Origin of the sequence: Sulfurimonas marina (assembly GCF_014905095.1) — a bacterium.
GTDB lineage: Bacteria > Campylobacterota > Campylobacteria > Campylobacterales > Sulfurimonadaceae > Sulfurimonas > Sulfurimonas marina.
On record NZ_CP041165.1, the window covers coordinates 442,092 to 465,564 of the forward strand.

A 23,473-nucleotide genomic window follows, 5' to 3' on the forward strand; every position below is an offset into this window, starting at 1 on the left:
TGTGTTTGAGAAGATGACACCAAATCAAAGATTATTAGTAGCTGTACTAATCTCTATCATATTTTTCGTTGCGTATACAGCGATATTTCCACCAGAACAACCACAGCCGGTTCAAGAAAAACAAACTGTAGAAAAAACACAAAAAGTGTCTGTTGAAAATCTAAGCGGACATGAGATATCTGAAGCTGAAAAAGTGGATGAGAGTGCTTCAAGTGATATTGTTGTAATTAACAATGAGAAGTTTATTTTAAAAATTGATTCATTAGGGCGTATAGCTTCAAAAGAGTTACTAGAAGATAAGTTTAGAGATGCAGAAGATCTTCATGCTCAGATCATTCCAAAAAATGGTACTAAACCGCTTTTTATCCGTTTTATCGATAAAAAGATTAACGATGAAGCGTTAAATACTCCATATACAGCTAGTATTTCAGCAGCTACTCTTACAAATGAGCAACCTGTTGCAGTAACTTTAACACAAAAACTTTCAACACTTACAGTAACTAAAAAATTAACATTTTACAGTGATGGACATTATGATGTAGATATACAAACATCTTCACCTGTAAGATACTATGTATATGTAGGCGACAGACCACAGATTACTGAACAGCTTATGACTGTTGTGGGTTCTATGATCTATACAAGTGATGATGTGGCGCATATCACAGAAGATGGTGAGGCTGAAGGGCGTCAAGTATACCAAGGTGTTGAATTGGCATCTGCGTTTGATCAGTATACGGCAACTATTATGTACGGATTTAAGTCAGATACAAACGTGATTGTAGAGCGTGGTGTGAATAACAATCCTGCAGTTTATTTCGAAGCAGAGAACAATAACGTATTTCATGGATACATCGGTCCAAAAGAGTATAAAGTTTTAGAAACAATTAATCCAGTACTAGTTAATGCAATTGAGTACGGTTGGTTCACTTTTGCTGCTAAGCCGTTATTTGCATTACTTGCATGGTTACATGGAATCTTTGGAAACTGGGGATGGGCTATTATCGGTCTTACTTTCATCGTAAGAGCAGTACTTTATCCTTTAACTCATAAAGGTATGATAGGGATGCAAAAGATTAAAGAGCTTGCTCCTCAACTTAAAGAGATTAAAGAGAAGTACGGAAAAGATCCTCAACGTATGAATGCGGCAACGATGGAGATGTATAAGAAACACGGTGCAAATCCACTAGGTGGATGTTTACCGATGTTATTACAAATTCCTGTATTCTTCGCAATATACCGTGTACTTTTAAATGCAGTTGAGCTGCAAGGTGCAGAGTGGATTTTATGGATCGATGACCTATCACGTATGGATCCTTACTATATTTTACCGATCTTAATGGGTGCTTCAATGTTCTTACAACAACATATGACACCAAACAACTTTACAGATCCAATGCAAGAAAAACTGTTTAAATACCTTCCGGTAATTTTTACATTCTTCTTTATTACGTTCCCGTCAGGACTTGTGCTATACTGGTTTGTAAATAACTTATTCTCTATTGCACAACAGTTTGTTGTAAACCAACAATTTAAAAATGCGAAAGATGCAAAAGCGACTGTCGAGAAAAAAAGCGGGAAATAGATATGATCAAGATAGAATCTATAAGTTTAGAACAAGCATATAAAGAGGCTGCAGAGTCTCTTAATTGTTCAGTAACTGAATTGGTTGTTGAAGTTGTACAAGCACCAAGTAGTGGTTTTTTAGGTTTTTTTAAAAAGAAGGCAGTAATTGTAGCGACTGTAAAAAATATTTCTGAAGCTCCAAAAAAGAAAAAACAAGAAGTAAAAAAAGAAAAAACTGTGACACCTACGGTTTTAAATGATACTATACTGCCTGAATCTTTTGTAAGTGATCAAGAAGAGGACCTGGATGAAGATTTAGGAAGCGGTCTTGATTATACTGCTGATTATGATGATGCATATGATGAAGTAGACTACGAGGATGAACCTGTCCATACTAACATCTCCGAGATTGTTGCAGAGGTGAAACACGACATCAATCAGCTCTTTAAAACAATATGTTTTGATATTGAAGAGATTGAAGTAAGTGCATACGACGATACAACTTTACTTATAGAATTCAAGGGTGAAGATGCCGCTCTTCTTATTGGAAAAGAGGGGTATAGATACAAAGCACTCTCATATATGTTATTTAACTGGATAAATGCAAAATATGATCTTCAACTCCGTTTAGAAATAGCAGAGTTTTTACAAAACCAAGAGGAAGCTGTTGCTAAATATCTTGAGGGTGTATATGAGATCGTTGAGAGAGACGGACGTGCTCAAACAAAGATTCTTGACGGCGTACTTGTGCAGATTGCACTTAAAGAACTTCGTAATAGATACCCGGATAAATATGTGGTGATCCGCTCTACTAAAGAGGGATTAAAATATATCATCATTAACGATTATCACGTATAAAAATGGATAATGATACTATAGTAGCTATTGCCACGGCAAACGGCATAGGCTCAATTGCAATTATAAGACTCAGCGGTGAAAAAGCGCTGAGCATTGCCAAAACACTCTCAAAAAAAGATAACTTTTCTCCTAGATACGCAACACTTACCAACGTATATGACAAGAACAATGAACTTATAGATGAGACGATCATTATCTATTTTAAAAACCCACACTCTTTTACAGGTGAAGATGTTGTCGAAATCCAATGTCATGGTGGATATATTGTTGCTCAATCTATTTTACAAAGTTGTTTAGATGCAGGAGCACGTGTTGCAAATGCAGGTGAATTCTCTAAACGCGCATTCTTTAATGGAAGAATAGACCTCTCTGAAGCGGAAGCGATCTCACAACTGATCGAAGCAAAAAGTGAAGATGCTGCAAAGATACTGGCAAAACAGGTAAAAGGCTCTCTAAAAGAGTTTATCGAAAGTGTTCGGGATGAGATTATACATATACTTGCATATTCTGAAGTGAGTATTGACTATGCTGAAGAGGATCTACCTGAAGATCTGGTAGAGCAGATAAAAGCAAAACTGGAAGCTCTTAAAAAACAGCTAGAACGTACACTGCAGGCTTCAAAATCACGTGCAGGTCTTATGCAAGGATTTCGCGTAGCAATTGTAGGAAAACCAAATGTTGGGAAGAGTTCGCTTTTAAATGGTCTGTTAAATTACAACCGTGCCATAGTAAGTGATATTGCAGGGACTACCCGTGATACGATCGAAGAGCAGGTAAAAATAGGGACACATTTGATCCGTATAGTTGATACTGCAGGGATCCGCGATGCAAGTGATGAGATCGAAAAGATAGGGATACAAAGAAGTTTAGAGGCGATTGAGCAAAGTGACATTGTTGTTTCTGTTTTTGACAACTCAAGAGAACTGGATGAGGAAGATAAACAGATTATCTCCCTTTTAGAAGAGACACAAAAGCAGCAGATTCGTATTAAAAATAAAATAGATTTAGAAACAAAACTAAATGTTGCATTTGATTTTGATATAGAGCTTAACTCTAAAGATGATGTTACTCCATTGATCAAAAAACTAGAAGCAATTATGGATCGTTCAAACAGCAGTGAAGAGATAATGTTGATTTCGCAAAGACAGATATCGGCTGTAGAAGAAACGATGGAAAATATAGACGAAGCATTTTACCCATTAGAGGATCAAGAGTTGGAGATCTTCTCTTTTCATCTCAATGAAGCAGTAAAAGCGATGGCAAGTATTACCAGACCATTTGAAAATGATGAGATGCTTGATAAAATGTTCGGCTCATTCTGTTTAGGAAAATAGTTGAAATATATAGCAATAGACCTTGGTCTTAAAAGGATAGGTTTAGCCTATTCAGCTCACAAAGATATTGTGACACCTCTCCCAGCGATCATCCGTAAAAATAGAAATCAAGCTGCAAACGAACTTAAAAATGTACTCAAAGAGTGGGAAGCTGAGGCACTTGTGGTAGGTATTCCACTTGGTGGGAGCAGTGAAGATGAGATGCGAAGACGAATAGAGCATTTTTTAAACCTTGTGGAGTTCTCAGGTGAAGTTTTCTATCAAGATGAGGCAAACAGTTCTTTAGAAGCTGAAGAGCTTATGAAAGGTGATATGCGTTACATTAGAGACGGCCGAGTTGACTCAATTTCTGCTATGATTATCTTGCAAAGATACCTCTTTTCAAAGTAGGAAAACTGATAAAACATAACATTTTTAAATAGAAAAGAATTATTAAGCTAAATGATACTAGAATGGTTAGATGAAAAATATCAATTTACCTTTTAGTACTATTGAAGAATTAGAATCTTTTATTAATGATAACAGTATTAAAGATACGAAACAGTTGCTTATACAATTGTTTTGTGGAGATACCGATTTACAATTTATTAAGAGTGTTCAAAAATATATACAAGAAAAATTACCCTCTTGTGTATTAATCGGTACTACTACAGACGGTGTTATTGATTCAAGTAGAGTATATTATAAATCTAAAAGTGTCGCTTCATTTTCTATCTTCGAATCTACAAAACTACAAGCAAAACTTATTAAATACAGTGAGTGTGAACATTGTGTCTATGAGGCGGGAAAACTTTTAGCTTCATCTGTCCAAGACAAAGATTTAAAAGCACTAATATGTTTCGCAGACGGAATAAATACCAACGGTGAAGATTTCGTTAAAGGGATAGAAGAGGTAGTACCAAATGCAGTTTTAGCAGGCGGACTCTCTGGAGACAACGGTGAGTTAAAAAAGACATATGTTTTTGATAACTATGAAATCATAAACTCGGGAGCAGTAGGTGTTGGACTTATAAACCCCACTTTAAACGTGGCAACGAGTTATCTCTTTGATTGGAAACCTATCGGTAAGAAAATGAGAGTGACAAAAGCTGTCAATAACAGAGTATATGAACTTGACGGTTTACCGATTGTCGATGTATATGCAAAATATATGGGTCAGGAACTGGCAAATAAACTGCCTCAGATCGGTATAGAGTTTCCTCTTGTTTTTGAAAAAGAGGGGATGTCCTTGGGAAGAGCACCGTTAGCAAAACATGATGACGGCTCTTTGACATTTGCAGGGAACATAGATGAATACGATATGGTCTCTTTTGGTGTCGGCGATATTGATGCGATACTTAACAACGGTACATACGCTATCCACTCATTTGCAAATCAGAATCTGTGTCAATCTGAAGCTGTTTTTATCTACTCCTGCATGGCACGTAGAAGATTTTTAGAAAACTACATCAGACATGAACTAGAAACACTTTCTCAACTAGGAAACAGTTCAGGTTTTTTTACCTATGGAGAGTTCTTTCATTTTCAGGATAAAAATCAACTTTTAAATGAAACAATGACTTTTATTACCCTTTCTGAAACATGTCAGAAAATTGATCATCATGTTATCTTGAAAGATGAAAGTTTTAATAGATCGGAGATCATAACTACACAACATGTTTTAGCAAACTTGGCAAATACTGTTTCTAATGAACTCGCAGATCTAAATGAGCATCTAGAACAGCGCGTGAGGGAAAATTCTGCATATATATTCCAACAAGCCTACATAAATCAGCTCACAGGACTGCCAAACCGTATAAGTCTAATCAATGCACTAGAAAAGCATATTGGAAAAGTATTGTTATTGATTAATGTAGATGACTTTACTACAATTAATGATTTCTACGGATATCAGGTCGGTGACGAAGTACTGAAAAAAATAGGTGAGGTGTTGCAACATTTTGCGCATGAACATAACTCTAGAGCATATAAGCTGCCATCAGATGAATTCGCCATGATTTTGGATGTTAAAAATCATAAAACCATTATTGAAAAAAATATTAAACAGTTAATATCTGAAATTGAAAGTAAAGAGTATTTTTTCAATGAACACCATATTCATATAGGTGTGACAATTGCCGGTGCTATTATAAATACAAACAAGACAGGTTTAGTCAATGCCGATATGACGCTCAAGCTTGCAAAGAATAAGGGCAAAAATTTTATGCTCTTTAATGAAGACCTAAAATTGGCACAGCAGTATGAATATAATGTAAAAATGGCTAGTCTTATAAAAAATGCTTTGGCAGATGGCAATGTTATTCCATATTTTCAGCCTATTATAGATGTGCATACATTAGAGATTCGAAAATATGAAGCACTGGTACGCTTGAAAAAACCGGATGGAAGTATACTTTTACCGTGTCAATTTTTAGATATAAGTCGTAAGATACGTTTGTATGAAAAGATCACTTTGACAATGATTGAACAGACATTTTCTTTTTTCAGTAAGAACGAGCTGAAATTTAGCATTAATCTTGATTTTAGTGACATTGCAAATGCAAAAATAAAAAAATTTCTTTTTGAAAAAATCAAAGAGTATGATATTGCCCAGCAACTCACCATCGAGATCCTTGAGACACAAGAGTTTCAAGATGTGCAAACGGTACTCGATTTTGTAGATGAGGTATATGCACACAATGCGAAGATCGCAATAGATGATTTTGGTAGTGGCTATGCAAATTTTGAATATATAACAAATATCCGTTCAGATTTTATGAAAATAGACGGTTCTCTTATTAAAAATATAGATAAAGACAGAAATGCCAGAATTATTACAGAGACTATTATAGGTTTTGCAAAAAAGTTAAACAAAAAAATTGTGGCAGAATTTGTACACTCTAAAGAGGTGTTCGATGTGGTAAAAGAGTTGGGTGTTGATTATGTGCAGGGGTATTACCTAGGAGTTCCTAAAGAGTCAATATAAGCTTTACTTTTTCATTATATAAAGGTTTGAATCCTTATCTGCAGCCTCTGAAAACCTCTCTTTTAACTCCCGATCAAATGTGAGTAGAAATATATTTGCATTTTTAATATTAAGCTCTTCATAGTTCTTTAGTAGAAGATCATCAGCTACATTTTTCCCATAATCACACTTAATAAAGTTAAATGAATTGAGTGTTTTCCCATAGTCGTAAAGATTTGCTTCCCATTCAGCACGTTTTAGATAAAGCGAATCTGGATTGGCGGCAAGATAGATATTTTTATCATTGATGTTATATGGCTCTATAATCTCTGAAAATATTGAGGAGATTGCCGAAAAGTTTTCAATATCCCAAAAAAGATAAGAACGCTTCATATTTTTTTTTCTCTCACCGCTGATAAGCTTAAGACGTTTAGTGATATTAAAATGAGAGTGTGCAAAGTCATTTGTAAGGAGAATGGAGTTCTTCAGTTTTTGGGCATCTGTTGTATCAAATTCTAGGAGCTTGCCTAGTTCAATATAAAACTCTATATTTTCAAGCTCAGTTTTAGCACCACCTTTTTGGTAAGAGCTTAATTTTTTGAGTTTATGTTTGTTAAAAAGCAGATGCACACCCATATTTTCATGGTTGGCATATGCCTGTTTTACCCTAAAAAAGAGCTCTTTAGCGTATCTGTTGTTTGGTAGTTCTATCTTACCGCGAAATTTATGTTCTATTTTTACAGGTATCATTAAAGAGCTTTGAAAAACTGTGCAGCTTCCTCTTCGTCATCAGAAAGATTATCTTTTGCGTAGAGTTCATCTTCTGCGATCATCTTTTTAACTCTTTGTTGACAGTACTCGAAAACAATCTCTTGAGCTTGTTCGTCATCTTCTATAAAACCAAGACCGCTAAATTGGTATTGAGGTTCTTCCTGCTCGATACAAAGTAATATACCTTCACATCTCTCTTCGATAAGTTCAACTAGTTCTCTATATGTGATGTTAAACTCTGTAGCATGCCATCCCATAGTTTCAAGCTCTTTGTTTGAGAACTCTCCTACACCGTCCCCTGTAGTATCATCGTATGAAGCTCTAATCACATTTGCAGCAATTAGGTTTTGCCAGTTAGAGAATGCTTTAATAAGTACTCTCTCCTCATCTTCAACAATTTGATAGTTTTGCCCGAGAATTTCTGCAAGAGTTGTCGGTTTAGGCAGGCTCAGTGAACTTGCAGGTTTTGGAATATGCTGCCCTACATAGATAACAGCTGTTTTATCTGCAAGTGGAGTAAAAACTATTTCCCCTTTTGTAGTGATAGCAAACTCTTTTTGTGAGTTTACGGCACTAAGTAACTCTTGTTTATCTACTATAATGATCTCTTTAAAAAGGTTAAATTTTTTCATGTTGACCCCATTAGTTTTTTTAGCATTATACAAGTTATGATATTAAAGTGATAGAGTTAAAAATAAATCTAAGTTTAGTCTAATAAAAGTTTTACCATATTTTGAGTATAATGCGACAAATTTTTTAAGAGACAACTCTTAAAGTCAAGGGAAATAACTATGGCATTAAATGTATATTATGACAAAGATTGTGATATTAACATCATTAAAGGTAAAACTGTTGCGATGATCGGTTTCGGTTCTCAAGGTCACGCTCATGCTGAAAACTTAAGAGACAGCGGTGTTAACGTTGTTGTTGGTTTAAGAAAGGGTGGAAGCTCTTGGGATAAAGCTGCTGCAAAAGGTTTCGAAGTATTAACTGTTGCTGAAGCTTCTGCAAAAGCTGACGTAGTTATGATCCTTTTACCAGATGAAAACCAAGCTGAGATTTACGCTGCTGAGATCGCTCCAAACCTAAAATCTGGTGCTACAATTGCATTTGGTCACGGTTTCTCAATCCACTACGGAAGAATTCAACCAGCTGCTGATATCAACGTAATGATGGTAGCTCCAAAAGCACCTGGACATACTGTAAGAAGCGAATTTGTTAAAGGTGGTGGTATTCCTGACCTTATCGCTATCGGTTCTAACCCAAGCGGAACTACTAAAGAATTAGCACTTTCTTACGCTTCTGCTATCGGTGGTGGACGTACAGGTATTATTGAAACAACTTTCAAAGATGAAACTGAAACTGACCTTTTCGGTGAGCAAGCAGTTCTTTGTGGTGGTGTTTCTGCACTTATCCAAGCTGGTTTCGAAACTCTAACTGAAGCTGGTTACCCAGAAGAGATGGCTTACTTCGAGTGTTTACACGAGATGAAACTTATCGTTGATTTAATCTTCGAAGGTGGTATCGCTGATATGAGATACTCTATCTCTAACACTGCTGAGTATGGTGATATGGTTTCTGGACCACGTGTTATCAATGCTGAGTCTAAAGCTGCTATGAAACAAGTTCTTACAGAGATCCAAAACGGACAATTTGCTAAAGACTTCGTACTTGAAGGTCAAGCAGGTTACCCAAGAATGAACGCTGAAAGAAATAACTTAAAAGCACACCCAATTGAAAAAACTGGTGCAAGACTTCGTGAAATGATGCCTTGGATTAAAGCGAACAAAATCGTAGACCAAGACAAAAACTAATTCTTTTTTCTTACTGCACTTCATCTGCGGATGATTTGTGCAGTCAGCTACTATATGTAGCCTCCTTTTCAAAAACATCCACATCTAAAGCACATTAACCAAAAACCTTTTAGTTTTTCAAACTTTTAATCTTTTTATATCTTCTTTCGTTATAATCCTTTAAAAAATGGATCTATTTTGGCAAAAAGAATTTTTATAACAGCGACAAATACAGATATCGGTAAGACATATACGACTAAACTTTTGATGCAAGAGTTAGCTAGTCAGGGCTATAAGGTTGGTGTTATTAAACCAATAGAGACAGGTGTAAAAGATGGAGTGTATCCGGATGGTGATGCACTGCTGACACTTTTAAAGCAAATAAATCCTCTTGCCTGGTCACTGGATGTTGAAAATATTGTTCCTATCTCTTACGAGCTTCCGGCTGCACCTGTGATCGCATCTCATTTTGGAACTATTGATTATAAAAAGATAGATGAAGCGATCAAAGAGCAAGAGGCTATGTGCGATATTTTACTAATCGAAGGAGCAGGCGGTTTATTTGTCCCTGTTGATGAGAAAATAATAATGATAGATCTTATTAAAGTACTTAATGCACAGGCAGTACTTGTGACACATTGTTCCCTTGGATGTATCAGCGATACCTTAGTTAACAAAAAAGCTTTAGATGATTCCGGGATAAAAAATGAAGTACTATTTAACTGTCGAGATGAAGAGAAACAAAGTTTTAAAGAGATCTCTTTGCCATATTTTCAAAAGAGAGATTTTGATGTTTTTACAACGGCAGAGATAGAAAAACTTGTTGCTAAAATAGTAGAGATTTAGCTATAATTACACCACTTAAAACGAGTGAAAAAAGGGAGAGAATGAGCCACTTAATCCGTACAGATGACTTTAGTGTAGATGAGATAAAAGCACTTTTAGCAGACGCTAAAAAGTTTAGCGATGGAAGATTTGAGCGAATCTTGAAAGATAAGATTATAATCACTCTCTTTTTTGAAAACTCAACACGTACAAAAAGCTCGTTTGAGATCGCTGCAAAGCGTTTAGGTGCAGACGTTGTCCATCTTGATGTTGCAAAATCTTCAACAAAAAAAGGGGAGACGCTTGTAGATACTGCTATGAATCTTGACTCGATGGGTCCACATGCAATCATCGTTCGTCATCAAAATGCAGGTGTACCGAAAATACTTTCAAACCATACAAAAGCATCTATTTTAAATGCGGGTGACGGTGCACACGCTCATCCATCTCAAGCACTGCTTGATCTATACACTTTAACAGAGCATTTCGGTGATGTTAAAGGGAAAAAGATTGCAATTGTGGGTGATATTAAAAGTTCACGTGTTGCAAACTCAAATATAGAGCTCTTAACACGCTTTGGGATGGAAGTTATCTTAGTAGCTCCGCCGCAGTTTTTACCTAAAACTAATTTACGTTCAACGCACCACCTCAAAGATATTATCGATGAAGTGGATGCTATTATGTCACTGCGAACTCAAACAGAGCGCCACTCTTCACAAAATTATGCGTCTTTAAAAGACTATGCAAGTGACTTCTGCATCACGGAAGAGTTAGTTGGCGATCGTGACATTATTCTTTTACACCCGGGACCGGTTCACAGAAACATTGATATCTCAGATGCAATGCTTGATGATCCTAGATGTAAAGTACTCGAGCAGGTAAGTAACGGCGTAAATATCCGTATGGCGATACTCAAAAAATTGATTGCCGATAAATAATCATAAATGCCATTTAAAGAGTTAAATGCTTATGGAAAAAGGGCTGAACCCTTTTTATTTATAAGCGACTTCAAAGGGGAAAAGGTAGAGGTTTTCCCTTTGGATAAGTTACAAAAAAATAATATAGAGTTTTCGATCGAAGAGAACTATACTTACAAACAACATCCCCATTTTTTAAAAAAAACACCTATAGATTTTAGCAACTATAAACTAAAGTTTGATCAGGTTATTGAAAATATCAAGGCCGGAAACACTTATATACTGAACTTGACACAACCGACACAGGTCTCGATAGATTTAACGCTGCAAGAGATCTATACACTTGCAAATGCTCATTATAAGCTGCGTTATAAAGATCAGTTTGTCTGTTTCTCTCCAGAGAAGTTTATACAGATAAAAAACAATAAAATAGCAACATTTCCTATGAAGGGGACTATTGATGCTTCTATTGAAGATGCTGAAGAGAAGATACTCTCCAATGAAAAAGAGATGGCTGAGCATATTATGATAGTTGATCTGCTTCGAAATGATCTCTCTATTGTGGCTAAAGATGTAAGAGTAGAGAAGTTCCGCTATATAGATGAGATAGAAGCAGGAGAGAAAAAGCTTTTACAAGTGAGTTCCCACATATCTGGAGAACTAGAGGAAAACTGGCAAGAGAGAATAGGGGATATTTTAGAAGCCTTGTTGCCGGCGGGAAGCATTAGCGGGACACCTAAGAAAAGCACACTGGAGCTGATTGAGAAGATAGAGGGGTATGAAAGGGGACATTTTAGCGGAGTTTTCGGTCTTTTTGACGGCAAAAGTTTTGACAGCGGTGTGATGATCCGCTTTATCGAAAAAACACCCAACGGATATCTCTATAAAAGCGGAGGTGGGATAACTCTTGATAGTGATGCTCACTCAGAGTATCAAGAGATGTTAGATAAAATTTATCTTCCCTGAGAATTTCTATAGGAGTTTTAGAATTATTGGGTTATAATAGAGTCAAAAAATATTAAAAGGGCTTTATATATGTACATAGAGGATTTGAAATTTTCACTTTGGGCAGATTTTATCGAAAGAGATTTTTTAGACAATGAATTTCAAGAGTTGATCGATGCCAAGATCGTTAACGGAGCGACTTCAAATCCTGCGATATTTAAAAATGCCATTTTAAACTCACCTGCATACCTTACACAACTACAAGAATTAGAAGATCTAGAACCAAAACAAAAATATGAAGCAGTAGCAATTTACGATATCCAAAAAGCTGCAGATATTATGAGACCGTTATTCGATAAAGGGGATGACGGTTATGTGAGTATAGAGGTTGATCCACATTTATGTGATGATACAGAGGGAACAATAGAAGAGGGAAAAAGACTTTTTGCTGCAATTAATCGTCCAAATGTAATGATAAAAGTTCCCGCTACTGATGCAGGGTATGGCGCTATGGAAGCTCTTACAGCTGAAGGTATACCTGTAAATGCAACACTAATCTTTAAGAAGTCTCAGGCTATTGAGTGTGCCGAGGCATTTAAAAAAGGTGGTGAAAAACACGGTTCAAAAGTAGATACGGTTATCAGTATATTTGTATCTCGTGTTGACAGAGCAATTGACAAGCATCTTAAAGAACACGGAATTGAAGTGGCTCTAAGCGGTATTTATAATTCGGCAGATATATATAATGAGATAGAAGCTATGCAGGTACCGGGATGCCGTACACTTTTTGCAAGTACAGGTGTAAAAGATGATTCTCTTCCTGCACATTATTATGTTGAACAGCTGCTTGCATATAATAGTGTAAATACTGCGCCGATAGATACAATTAAAGCATTTCATGAAAACGGCTCGAAAAATAAAGTACTTCCTATTGAATCACAAACAATTCAAGCACATTTTGATAAAATAGCTGATATCGGCTTAGATTTCGATGCTGTCTTGACACAGCAAATCGAGGATGGCTTAGAAGCATTTAAAGACGCATTTCAAGAAATATTGGGGGCATTATGAATAAGAATGAAGTAGATGTAAGCAAACTAACGTTTGAGCAGTTAAAAAAAATACGTGTTCATCTTAAAAAGATGATCGAAGTTGGGGGAAGTGACCTCCACATTAAAGCTAACTCCGTAATTCGTGCAAGAATTAACGGTGAGATTAAACAGTTCTCAGGTGGAATCTTATCTAAAGAGGATGCCCTTACATTCGCAAAAGAGTTACTCAAAGGAAGATTCGCAGAGTTTGTTGAGAAAAAAGAGCTTGACCTTGTATACCCTTTTGATGAAAACAACCGTTTCCGTGTAAATATTTTCTTTCAAATGGACGGGGTTTCGGCAGTCTTTCGTGTTATTCCTGTCCGTATTCCAAGTTTTGAAGAGTTGCATCTTCCTGAAATTGTTCGAAACTTTACAAAAAAAGAGCGTGGTCTTGTACTTGTAACGGGAGTTACCGGTTCTGGTAAATCAACAACTCTTGCAGCACTTATTAATGAGTTGAATCTTAATAAGAAAAAGCACGTTATTACAATTGAAGATCCAATTGAGTTCGTTCACAAAGATAGAGGGTGTATTATTAATCAGCGTTCGGTTGGACAAGATACGATCTCGTTTTCAAATGCACTTCGTGCCGCACTTCGTGAAGACCCCGATATTATTCTGGTCGGGGAGATGAGGGATAGAGAAACTATCAACTTGGCACTTCATGCTGCAGATACGGGGCACTTGGTTTTCTCAACACTGCACACACTTGATGCAAAAGAAACAATTAACCGTATTATTGCGCAGTTCCCGACAGATGAACAAAACCGTGTTAGGATCTCTTTAGCTGGTGTTTTACAAGGGGTAATATCACAACGTCTAGTCCCTGCCAAAGATGGTGGAAGACGTGCAGCACTAGAGATTCTTGTCCGTACACCGTTAATTGAAAAACTTATTATGGAAGATAGAGATGTTGAGATCCGTGATGCTATTGAAGCCGGTAAAGATCACTATAAATCGCAAAGTTTCGATCAGGGTATTTTAGACCTTTACAACGAAGGTGTAATTACAAAAGATGCTGCATTAGATTATGCAACAAGTGCATCTGACCTTGAACTTAAAATTTCAGGTTTAATGAGTGGAAAAATATCAAGTAAGAATCATGATGCTATGGGTGAATCTCATGAGATCACTATGGATGATGATGTATTTGATCTAAAATCTTAAAGTAAAATTTAATTCAATTTTAGGTATAATTCCGCCTATTTTAAAATTAAGGACTTCATATGTTAGAAGGTATAGTTAGAGAGAGTACTGGTAAGAAAAGTGTTAAAGCACTTCGCCGTGATGGTTATCTAATTGCAAATATTTACGGAAAAGGTTTTGAGAATATCAATGCTGCATTCAAAGAAAATGAATATATCCGTGCTGTTCGCAACAAAGAATCTATTGCATTCCCAGTAAAAGTTGGTGGAAATGAGATGAATGTTGTTGTTCAATCATATGAGTCTCACGCAGTTACAGGTAAACTATTACACGTTGATCTAATGGTAGCTCAACCAGGTGTTGAAACACACTACATGGTTCCAGTTGTAGCAGAAGGTGATGCTATCGGTCTTAAAAATAAAGGTATGGTTTTCATTTCTAAACCACGTCTTCGTGTAAAAGCTAAAATCGAAGATTTACCAAATGAAATCGTTGTTGACGTAACTCCTATGGATGTTGGTGATGCAAGACTTATTCGTGACCTTCCAGCAATCGAAAACGTAACTTTCACAGACGCTGACCGTGTAGCGGTTCTAAGTGTGATCAAAGCTAAATAAGGAATCCCTTATTATGCTTATAGTCGGACTAGGAAACCCTGGATCCGACTATGAAAAAACACGCCATAATATCGGTTTTATGGTAATTGACGAGCTAAGAAAAAGACTTAGTGCTTCTAAACAATCCTCTTCAAATTTTAAGGGTGAACTCTTTAAATTTCAAAACCCTGTTTCTTTAGAAAATCATTTTTTATTAAAACCACTTACATACATGAACCTTTCAGGGGAATCTGTTATAAAGGTAAAAAACTTTTACAAGATAGATAAAGTTGTTGTAATACATGATGATTTAGACCTCCCTTTTGGCACACTCCGTTTTAAATTCGGCGGTGGACACGGCGGACATAACGGCTTAAAGTCTATAGATGCTCATATCTCACGCGAATATGCACGAGTGAGAATGGGGATCGGCAAACCTGAACACAAAGGGGAGGTTGCTTCTTACGTTTTAAGCGATTTTTCACCTAAAGAACAAGAACACTTGGATGAGTGGATAGGACATACTGCAGATGCGATAGAGTTTTTACTAAAAAACTCTTTAGAAGATACAAGCTCGCAGTATGCTAAGAAAGGCTCACCTTGTTAGCCTATAAATATATAGCACTTCATTATCTTAAATATTTTTCAGTAATACTACTTGCATTAGTACTTTTTATGGTCGGTTTTGACTATATGGGAAATGCCGATGCACTCTCAAAATCAGCCAACCTTGTTCTGATTTACCTCGTGTATAAGACTTTCTTTGCGATCGATATGCTTTTGCCGATTTCACTTGTTTTTGGGATGATAGCAACTAAAATCTATCTTATCCGCTCAAACGCTTTGGTCTCTTTTTATTCATTGGGATATTCACGAGTAGATGCACTTAAACCCTTTGTGGTTGTGGCCTCTTTAATCATTTTTCTATTTATATCTTTACACGCATTTACGAAGTTTTCTCGGGCACAAGAGTATGCTTACAATATCCGTGTTCACGGCAAATATCTTAATCCAAGCCGTGACCTTTTCTTTATACATAAAGGGCAGTATATCTATTTTTCAAAACTTTTACCTATTCAGGAAAAAGCACTCGGTATTCGTGTTTTTGAGGTGAACAATGGTTCACTCAAGTCAATTTTGACTGCGAAAGAGGCACATTACGAAGATAATTTCTGGCGCATTAAAAGTGCAGATGTAATTACAAAACCGGATGATCTAAGCTTTGGATCGAGCGGAATAAGTGTTACAGAGGAAAAAGAGTTGAAAATTCTTGAAGACTTCAGACCTAAAATGCTTGATCAGGTTTATCTGGGGCAGGTTGATTTTACGATTTCCGATGCATATGAAGCGTACAAACTTTTGAGCTCCCAAGGTGTTGAAACAAGTAATATTCGTGGAGCACTTTACAGGATCTTTATCTATCCGTTTTTTGCACCGATTTTGATCGTAATAATTTTCTTTTTAGTACCTATCAGTGTCCGTTTTTTAAATGTATCATTCTTCTCTTTTGGAGCTATTCTATCGACACTCTTAGTATGGGGGATGTTATATATGCTGATAGAGCTTTCAAACCATAAAACAATATCGAGTGAACTGGGGCTTATCGGGCCTATTTTTATACTCCTTTCAATAGCCTTGTGGCTGTGGAAAAAACATCGTTTATCAACTTAGGCACTTATAAGCACATTTTGGATAAAATCGTCAAAAATTTATAAAGAGATTGGGACATTTTTATGATCGATTTTAAATCTTTGGCGAATGAGTATCAAACGCCTCTTTATGTGTATGATTTTGACTACATGAAAGCACAGTTCGATGAACTAAAAGAAGCTTTTCGTGGAAGAAAATCTATAATTGCATATGCTGTAAAAGCAAACTCAAATTTAAGTGTTGTAAAACATTTTGCAAAAATGGGCAGTGGAGCTGACTGTGTATCGATCGGTGAAGTACGTCGTGCATTATTAGCGGGAATTGCACCTTATAAAATTATCTTCTCAGGTGTCGGAAAAACTGACGATGAGATTCGTGAAGCAATTGAAAAAGATATCCTTTACATCAATCTTGAGAGTGAAGCGGAACTTGGACGTGTTGAACTTGTTGCTAAAGAGTTAGGTAAACAAGCACGTATCTCTATCCGTGTAAATCCAAACATTGACCCAAAAACACACCCGTATATCTCAACGGGACTTCATGACAACAAGTTTGGAGTAGATCTTAATTCTGCAAAAAGAATGTATATCAAAGCAAAAAATTCTGAGAATTTAGATCCTGTAGGTATTCACTTTCATATCGGTTCACAACTTACAGAACTTGATCCTATCCGTGAATCGGCTGAGATCGTAGCTGACTTGGTACGTTCACTACAAGCACTTGATATTGAACTGAAATTTTTTGATATCGGTGGCGGTTTAGGTGTTAAGTATAAAGATGAAGAGACAATCAAACCGTACGATTATGCACAAGCTATTTTAGGAACACTTACTGCAATGGATATGACAATCCTTTGTGAACCGGGGCGTTTCTTAACTGCTAATGCGGGATATTTTCTAACAAAAGTACTCTATGAAAAACAAAACGGTGAGAAAAAATTTGTAGTAGTTGACGGTGCAATGAATGACCTTCTGCGTCCATCACTTTACAATGCATATCACGGAATCGAAGCAATTACGGACAATACTGAAGATGAAAGAGAAGTTGATATCGTAGGACCTGTATGTGAAAGTGGTGACTTCTTTGCAAAAGATTATAAATTACCGCCGTTAAATCATAACGATTTACTTGTTGTAAAATCAGCAGGAGCATACGGTTTTGGTATGGGAAGTAACTACAATACTCGCGGAAGAAGTGCGGAAGTTGCTATTGAAGATGGAAAAGCAAGACTTATTCGTCGCAGAGAGAGCTTTGAAGACCTTATCGCTCTTGAACAAGAGTTCTTAGAAAACTAAGGAAGAGAAAAATTGTATTTTATAGATGTTCAAGGGACTTTGATTAGTGATAGTGATAAATCGCCTATAGAGGGCAGTAGAGAGTTTATCAACTATCTAAACACAAATCAAGTACCGTACATGGTTATCACGAACAATACAAAAAAAGCTTCTAAGGATTTTTATAACTATCTGCAATCAATCGGATTTGATTTTGGATTTGATAAGTATCTTGATCCGTTGATGATTTTAGAGGAAAAAGTTGAAAAAGAAGCTGTAGCTGCATATGGAGCGCAGGAGTTTTTAAATACTCTTGTATCTATGGGGTACAAACTTGATTATGAAAACCCTAAAACGGTTTTAGTTGCGATCAAAGAGGATTTCAGTGCTGATGAATATGCACAGATGATAGAGTTTTTACTTCAAGGTGCAAAACTTGTCGGAATGCATGAGACATCTATCTATGCAAAAAACGGAAAAAGATATCCGGGTGTCGGGGCAGTGCTTAAGATGCTGGAGTTTGCTACAAGTACATCATATGAAGTTGTAGGAAAACCAAGTACCGCTTTTTACAATGAATCTTTACAAAGATTACAAAAACAAGAAAGTGATGCCGGTTTTGAAACTGTTGAGATTATCAGTGATGATGTAAAAGGTGATCTCGGAGGTGCAAAAGAACTTGGAATGAAGACACTCTTTGTTACAAGCGGAAAGTACCAAACAGCTGATGAGATAGTACCGTTTTTAGATGAGAATTTACGACCTGATTATATCTATAAAAATATGCAGGATATTTTAGATAAGCACAATTTGGAGAGAGAATGAAAACTTTAGATGATTGTAGAGTAGCGATAGATGCGATAGATACAGAGCTTTTAGAACTTTTAAACAAAAGAATGAAAGTTGTTGAACGTGTAGGTGAGATCAAAGCGGACACTGGCGGTGCGATCTACAGACCTGAGCGTGAAAAAGCTATTATTGAGCGTTTAACTAAATTAAGTCAAGAGGAAAATGGAATCTTAAATAGAGCGGCAATCGAAGCTATATTTTTAGAGATATTTGCAGTTTCTCGTAATCTTGAACTTCCTGAACGCATTGCATATCTTGGACCTGAAGGGAGTTTTACCCATCAAGCGGCAGAGAGCCGTTTTGGTGCTATGAGTGAGTATCTTTCCCTTAACTCTATCGAATCAGTGTTTAAAACTATTGAAGCGGGTCGTGCAAAATTTGGAGTAGTACCTATTGAAAACTCCCGTGATGGTATTGTCGGGGAAACACTTGATCTGCTTTCAAAATCATCTATGAAAATTGTTTCAGAACTGTATATGCCTATCCATGTTGCTTTTGCAACGAAGGCACATAAACTTGAAGATATTAAAAAAATCTACTCTAAAGATAAGGGGTTCGGACAGTGTCGTGACTTTTTAAGCGAACATGGCTTTAATGACATTGAACATATCCCTGTTGAGTCAACTGCAAAAGCTGCAATACTTGCAGCAGAGGATGAAAGTGCAGCAGCAATATGTTCCCATATTGCTGCGAAGCTTTACGGTGTACCGGTTTTATTTGAAAATATTGAAGATGAATCGGAAAATACAACACGTTTTATCATACTAAGTGACTTTAAAAACGGTATGAGTGATGATGATAAAACTTCGATTCTAGTACGTTTAAAAGATGCTGTAGAAGCCGGAGCTTTAGTACATTTTTTACAAGATTTTGATGAAGAGAAGATTAATCTCTCTAAGATCGAATCTCGCCCGTCAATAGATAAAGACGGTGGTTTTGGATATTGGTTCTATATAGACTTCTACGGTCATATAGATGAAGAACGTATTAAAAAAGTTATAGATAAGCATGCTAGCGAAGTAACATGGCTAGGATCATATGCAAAGGGTGAAAATTGAAATTTAATAAACATCTTGAAAGTATAAAAACTTATGAAGCTGGAAAGCCGATAGAGTTAGTTGTTCGTGAGTTTGGTATTGAACCAAAAGATATTGTAAAACTTGCATCAAATGAGAATCCGCTTGGATGTTCACAAAAAGTACAAGATGCTGTAAGTGCGATCGTAAAAAATATGGCTTTATATCCGGATGATTCTATGATCAAGTTAAAAGCAGGTCTTAGTAAAAGATTTGATGTAGAACAAAAGAATATCATCATCGGAAGCGGTAGTGATCAGGTGATTGAGTTTATTATCCATGCTAAAGCGGATGAAAATACGAAAGTTTTAGTAAACAGCGTAACATTCGCAATGTATGAGATCTATGCAAAACACGTTGGAGCACAAATAATTAAAACAGCTTCACAAGAGCATAATCTTGATGAGTTTTACGATCTTTACAAAAAAGAGAATCCGTCAATTATCTTCTTATGTACACCGAACAATCCTACCGGTGATGCTATTGATGCTGCAGATATGATGTCGTTTTTAGAAAAGATCGATGAAGATACTCTTGTAGTAGTTGACGGTGCATATATGGAATATGCAAAATACGCTGATGATAAGAAAGCTGTTGAGCCTAAAGAACTTATTGAGAAGTTTAAAAATGTTATCTATTTAGGAACTTTTTCAAAAGCTTATGGATTAGGCGGTATGCGTACAGGATACGGTATTGCAGATGAGCTTATTATCAATGAACTTTATAAGTTACGTCCACCGTTTAATATTACTACACTATCTTTGGAAGCAGCTTCGGTTGCATTAGAAGATGAAGAGTTTGTTAACAAAAGTATCGCTTTAAATTTTGAGCAGATGAAACGTTATAAAGAGTTTGCAAATGAACAAAAACTAGATATAATTGAGAGTTATACAAATTTCGTTACTTTATGTCTGAATCAGAACCAAAATTCGACAAAACTAGCAGATGATCTACTTCGTCGTGGAATGATTGTAAGGGATCTTGCAGGTTATGGAATGAATGCTATACGTGTAACAGTTGGAACAAGTGAACAAAATGATAAATTTTTTGAACTTGCAAAGCAATATTTATAGGTGATTTGATATTTAATGGACTTTAAGGCACTTTTTTCACAGTTATCGGTTGTATATGCAAAATTGACAAAGCAGCAAAAAGCTATTATTGCTTTTGCGATTTTTGGAATTGTTGCATTCTTAGTCTTTCTTGTAACATATACTTCCAGAAGTTCAGGATTAAATTCTTATGAAGTTCTGTTCGACTCTTTAAGTTCGCAAGATGCCGCAAAAGTTATTGAACAGCTTGAACAAGACAAAATCCCTTATAAACTTGAAGATAACAACATCATAAAAGTGCCTCGTGATGTTGTTTATAAAGAGAGAATATCTATAGCCTCTTTGGGAATTCCTAAAGATAATGTAGTAGGATTCGAACTTTTTGATACGCAAGAGTTCGGTGCAACTCAGTTCGACCAAGATGTTAAATATCTTCGTGCTTTAGAGGGTGAACTCTCACGTACCATTGAAGCCCTTGCACCTATTAAAAATGCAAGTGTATCTTTAGCGCTTCCAAAAGAGACACTGTTTGTTTCTAAACAATCAAAGCCTACTGCATCTGTAATGGTTGAGTTTGAAACTGAACGTACACTTTCACATAAGCAGATAAGAGGTATTAAAAATCTTGTAGCTTCTGCTGTTCCTAAACTTGAATCATCGAACGTTATGGTTGTAAGCAGTAACGGTATTACCCTGGGTGATGATGACGAGATGGGGCAGATGGATGAACTCTCAGTGGTACAACAACGCTATAAAACTAAAGAGGAGGGGAAACTTCGCAATAAGATTGTTGAAGTTGTAGCTCCTTTTGTTGGTGGAAAAGATAAAGTTGTAGCACAGGTGACAATCGATTATGATTTCTCTATACAGAGCTCTACAAGTGAGAAATATGATCCTGAAAATGTAGTTAGAAGTGAACAGGTAAGTGAAGAGAAGCGTGAGGGGATGTCACCTGACGTTGTAGGTGGAGTACCAGGAACTGTTAGTAATATCGGTCCTGTTGAGGGACTACAGTCAAATAAAACTACTGAAAAATATAGTAAAAATACAGGGACTACCAACTATGAAGTTGGAAAAACCGTAAGTACTACAAAGGCTCAGTTTGCCCGTATTAAAAGAGTTACAGCTGCTGTTTTAGTAGATGGAAAATATAAGTACAAAGTGGATGAAAACGGTCAGTTTTCAGATGAAACTGAGTATACACCACTAGATGAAGCTGATTTAAATGCACTGACTTCACTTGCGAGTCGTTCTATTGGTATCGATACCGATAGAGGTGATCAGATAAGTGTACAAAATTTACAGTTTGAAAGAGAAGCAAGAGACCCTTCTGCTACACAAGTATCGGAAGTTATCAAGTTCTCTCAAACTTACTTAGCACCGTTTGCTGATCTGTTTAAGTATATTTTTGTATTACTACTTCTATTTATTGTTTACAAAAAAGCGATTGTACCGTTTGCAGATCGTATGTTAGAGGTTTCTAAAGAGGATGAAGAGCTTGAGAGACCGACACTCGATCTTGAAGAAGATGAAGATGATGATCTCGTTGAAAAAGTACAAAATATGCGTAAGAAAGTTGAAGATCAACTTGGTATTAGCGGTACACTCAACGAAGATGAACTGAAACATGAAGTACTTCTTGAAAAAGTAAGAGTGATGGCTGAAGATGAACCTGAAAATGTTGCAGCACTTCTTCAGGCACTTTTATCGGAAGAGGCTGATCTTCCACACCGTAGACAAGGATAGGTTGAAATGGCAAAATTGACACAACAACAACAAGCTGCATTTGATGAAATGGGGATGGCAGAAAAGATCGCTATTTTACTTTTACAACTTGGAGAAGAGGTAACAGCGGCCATATTTTCAAATATGGAGGTAGATGCTATTACCGAGATCTCTAAGTTTATTGCGGTAAATAAGAGTATTGACAGAGCTTTGGCTACAACGGTTTTGGAAGAGTTTCATGCAATCTTTCAATCGGGTCAGTATCTTACTACCGGTGGTCTGGAATATGCGCGTGAACTGTTATATAGAACTCTTGGTCCTGAAGAGGCGAAAAAAGTTCTTGATAAACTTAGCAAGTCTATGCAAAATACACAAAACTTTGCATATCTTTCTAAAATTAAACCGCAACAGCTATCAGACTTTATTTTAAACGAGCATCCTCAGACGATTGCTCTGATACTTGCACATATGGATTCAACAGAAGCTGCCGATACATTGCAGTTCTTCCCTGATGATCTAAGAAGTGAAGTTGCTATGAGGATGGCAAAACTTGGAGATATCTCTCCATCGGTTATTAAACGTGTATCTGCCGTACTAGAATCTAAACTTGAATCACTTGCTTCATACAAAGTCGAAGTTGGTGGTACGCGTGCAGTTGCAGATATCTTTAACCGTTTAGGTGCGAAAAGTTCTAAGTCAACACTTGCAACAATTGAGCAGGTTGATGAAGAGTTAGCGACACAAATTAAAGAGATGATGTTCACGTTTGAGGATATTGTTACTTTAGATAAAAATGCAATTGCAGAGATCTTAAAAGCTATCGATAAAGCAGATCTTATGTTAGCACTCAAATCTGCTCCTGAAGAGTTAAAAGAGAAGTTCTTCTCTGCAATGAGTGAAAGAGCACAAGACGCATTTGATGAAGAGATGCAGTTTATGGGTGCTGTTAAAATGAAAGATGTTGAAGCAGCGCAGAGAAAAATTGTTGAGGCTGTTAACCAGCTTGCTGAAGCTGGTACTATCCAAATGGGTTCAACTGAAGAGATGGTTGAGTAAAA

Annotated in this window: 22 protein-coding genes; 20 read left to right on the plus strand and 2 right to left on the minus strand. The window is 36.4% G+C overall.

Going from position 1 to position 23,473, the window contains the following annotated elements:
* Position 1: 1 nt before the first annotated feature.
* From yidC to FJR03_RS02385, 5 genes are all read left to right on the plus strand, one after another.
* A complete protein-coding gene (gene yidC / locus FJR03_RS02365) occupies positions 2-1,585 on the plus strand; it encodes a membrane protein insertase YidC (RefSeq protein ID WP_193114066.1) in 1,584 nt (527 codons plus the stop codon).
* Positions 1,586-1,587: 2 nt separating this feature from the next.
* Positions 1,588-2,424, plus strand: a complete 837-nt coding sequence (locus FJR03_RS02370; protein WP_193114067.1) for a Jag N-terminal domain-containing protein — start codon at positions 1,588-1,590, stop codon at positions 2,422-2,424.
* Between the two features lie 2 nt (positions 2,425-2,426).
* The gene (gene mnmE, locus FJR03_RS02375; protein WP_193114068.1) at positions 2,427-3,758 is read left to right on the plus strand and encodes a tRNA uridine-5-carboxymethylaminomethyl(34) synthesis GTPase MnmE; all 1,332 of its coding nucleotides are present in this window, start codon (positions 2,427-2,429) and stop codon (positions 3,756-3,758) included.
* The gene (gene ruvX, locus FJR03_RS02380; RefSeq protein ID WP_193114069.1) at positions 3,759-4,148 is read left to right on the plus strand and encodes a Holliday junction resolvase RuvX; all 390 of its coding nucleotides are present in this window, start codon (positions 3,759-3,761) and stop codon (positions 4,146-4,148) included.
* A gap of 70 nt (positions 4,149-4,218) precedes the next feature.
* The gene (locus tag FJR03_RS02385) at positions 4,219-6,723 is read left to right on the plus strand and encodes a bifunctional diguanylate cyclase/phosphodiesterase (protein WP_193114070.1); all 2,505 of its coding nucleotides are present in this window, start codon (positions 4,219-4,221) and stop codon (positions 6,721-6,723) included.
* A gap of 3 nt (positions 6,724-6,726) precedes the next feature.
* On the opposite strand, the gene FJR03_RS02390 is transcribed toward FJR03_RS02385, so the two are convergent.
* Together FJR03_RS02390 and FJR03_RS02395 are read right to left on the minus strand one after the other, a co-directional pair.
* Positions 6,727-7,452: a hypothetical protein gene (locus FJR03_RS02390; RefSeq protein ID WP_193114071.1), complete on the minus strand. Its 726-nt coding sequence runs from the start codon at positions 7,450-7,452 to the stop codon at positions 6,727-6,729.
* Positions 7,452-8,105 (minus strand): hypothetical protein, encoded by a 654-nt coding sequence (locus FJR03_RS02395; protein WP_193114072.1) that lies wholly within the window; start codon positions 8,103-8,105, stop codon positions 7,452-7,454. Before FJR03_RS02395 ends, FJR03_RS02390 begins: the two co-directional genes overlap by 1 nt.
* A gap of 159 nt (positions 8,106-8,264) precedes the next feature.
* Here FJR03_RS02395 and ilvC point away from each other — a divergent pair, with 159 nt between their 5' ends.
* From ilvC to fliG, 15 genes are all read left to right on the plus strand, one after another.
* Entirely contained in the window at positions 8,265-9,287 is a 1,023-nt protein-coding gene (gene ilvC / locus FJR03_RS02400; protein ID WP_193114073.1) for a ketol-acid reductoisomerase, read from the plus strand.
* A gap of 177 nt (positions 9,288-9,464) precedes the next feature.
* On the plus strand, positions 9,465-10,112 hold the full coding sequence (gene bioD, locus FJR03_RS02405; RefSeq protein WP_193114074.1) for a dethiobiotin synthase: 648 nt from the start codon (positions 9,465-9,467) through the stop codon (positions 10,110-10,112).
* Positions 10,113-10,153: 41 nt separating this feature from the next.
* Positions 10,154-11,029: an aspartate carbamoyltransferase catalytic subunit gene (locus FJR03_RS02410; RefSeq protein ID WP_193114075.1), complete on the plus strand. Its 876-nt coding sequence runs from the start codon at positions 10,154-10,156 to the stop codon at positions 11,027-11,029.
* 6 nt (positions 11,030-11,035) lie between these two features.
* Positions 11,036-11,974, plus strand: a complete 939-nt coding sequence (locus tag FJR03_RS02415; RefSeq protein ID WP_193114076.1) for an aminodeoxychorismate synthase component I — start codon at positions 11,036-11,038, stop codon at positions 11,972-11,974.
* A gap of 69 nt (positions 11,975-12,043) precedes the next feature.
* Positions 12,044-13,024: a transaldolase gene (locus FJR03_RS02420; RefSeq protein ID WP_193114077.1), complete on the plus strand. Its 981-nt coding sequence runs from the start codon at positions 12,044-12,046 to the stop codon at positions 13,022-13,024.
* A complete protein-coding gene (locus tag FJR03_RS02425; RefSeq protein WP_193114078.1) occupies positions 13,021-14,214 on the plus strand; it encodes a type IV pilus twitching motility protein PilT in 1,194 nt (397 codons plus the stop codon). Before FJR03_RS02420 ends, FJR03_RS02425 begins: the two co-directional genes overlap by 4 nt.
* A gap of 59 nt (positions 14,215-14,273) precedes the next feature.
* On the plus strand, positions 14,274-14,810 hold the full coding sequence (locus tag FJR03_RS02430; RefSeq protein ID WP_193114079.1) for a 50S ribosomal protein L25/general stress protein Ctc: 537 nt from the start codon (positions 14,274-14,276) through the stop codon (positions 14,808-14,810).
* Positions 14,811-14,823: 13 nt separating this feature from the next.
* Entirely contained in the window at positions 14,824-15,396 is a 573-nt protein-coding gene (pth, locus tag FJR03_RS02435) for an aminoacyl-tRNA hydrolase (protein WP_193114080.1), read from the plus strand.
* On the plus strand, positions 15,390-16,460 hold the full coding sequence (locus FJR03_RS02440; RefSeq protein WP_193114081.1) for an LptF/LptG family permease: 1,071 nt from the start codon (positions 15,390-15,392) through the stop codon (positions 16,458-16,460). The genes pth and FJR03_RS02440 overlap by 7 nt, the downstream gene beginning before the upstream one ends.
* 62 nt (positions 16,461-16,522) lie before the next feature.
* Entirely contained in the window at positions 16,523-17,734 is a 1,212-nt protein-coding gene (gene lysA, locus FJR03_RS02445; protein WP_193114082.1) for a diaminopimelate decarboxylase, read from the plus strand.
* Positions 17,735-17,746: 12 nt separating this feature from the next.
* Positions 17,747-18,538, plus strand: a complete 792-nt coding sequence (locus FJR03_RS02450) for an HAD-IIA family hydrolase (RefSeq protein ID WP_193114083.1) — start codon at positions 17,747-17,749, stop codon at positions 18,536-18,538.
* Positions 18,535-19,620, plus strand: coding sequence for a prephenate dehydratase (gene pheA / locus FJR03_RS02455; RefSeq protein ID WP_193114084.1), 1,086 nt, complete (start codon positions 18,535-18,537; stop codon positions 19,618-19,620). Before FJR03_RS02450 ends, pheA begins: the two co-directional genes overlap by 4 nt.
* Positions 19,617-20,711 carry a histidinol-phosphate transaminase gene (hisC, locus tag FJR03_RS02460; protein ID WP_193114085.1) on the plus strand — a complete coding sequence of 365 codons (1,095 nt, stop codon included), beginning with the start codon at positions 19,617-19,619 and terminating at the stop codon, positions 20,709-20,711. Before pheA ends, hisC begins: the two co-directional genes overlap by 4 nt.
* A gap of 15 nt (positions 20,712-20,726) precedes the next feature.
* The gene (gene fliF, locus FJR03_RS02465; RefSeq protein WP_193114086.1) at positions 20,727-22,436 is read left to right on the plus strand and encodes a flagellar basal-body MS-ring/collar protein FliF; all 1,710 of its coding nucleotides are present in this window, start codon (positions 20,727-20,729) and stop codon (positions 22,434-22,436) included.
* A gap of 6 nt (positions 22,437-22,442) precedes the next feature.
* Positions 22,443-23,471 carry a flagellar motor switch protein FliG gene (gene fliG / locus FJR03_RS02470; RefSeq protein ID WP_193114087.1) on the plus strand — a complete coding sequence of 343 codons (1,029 nt, stop codon included), beginning with the start codon at positions 22,443-22,445 and terminating at the stop codon, positions 23,469-23,471.
* Positions 23,472-23,473 lie beyond the last annotated feature (2 nt).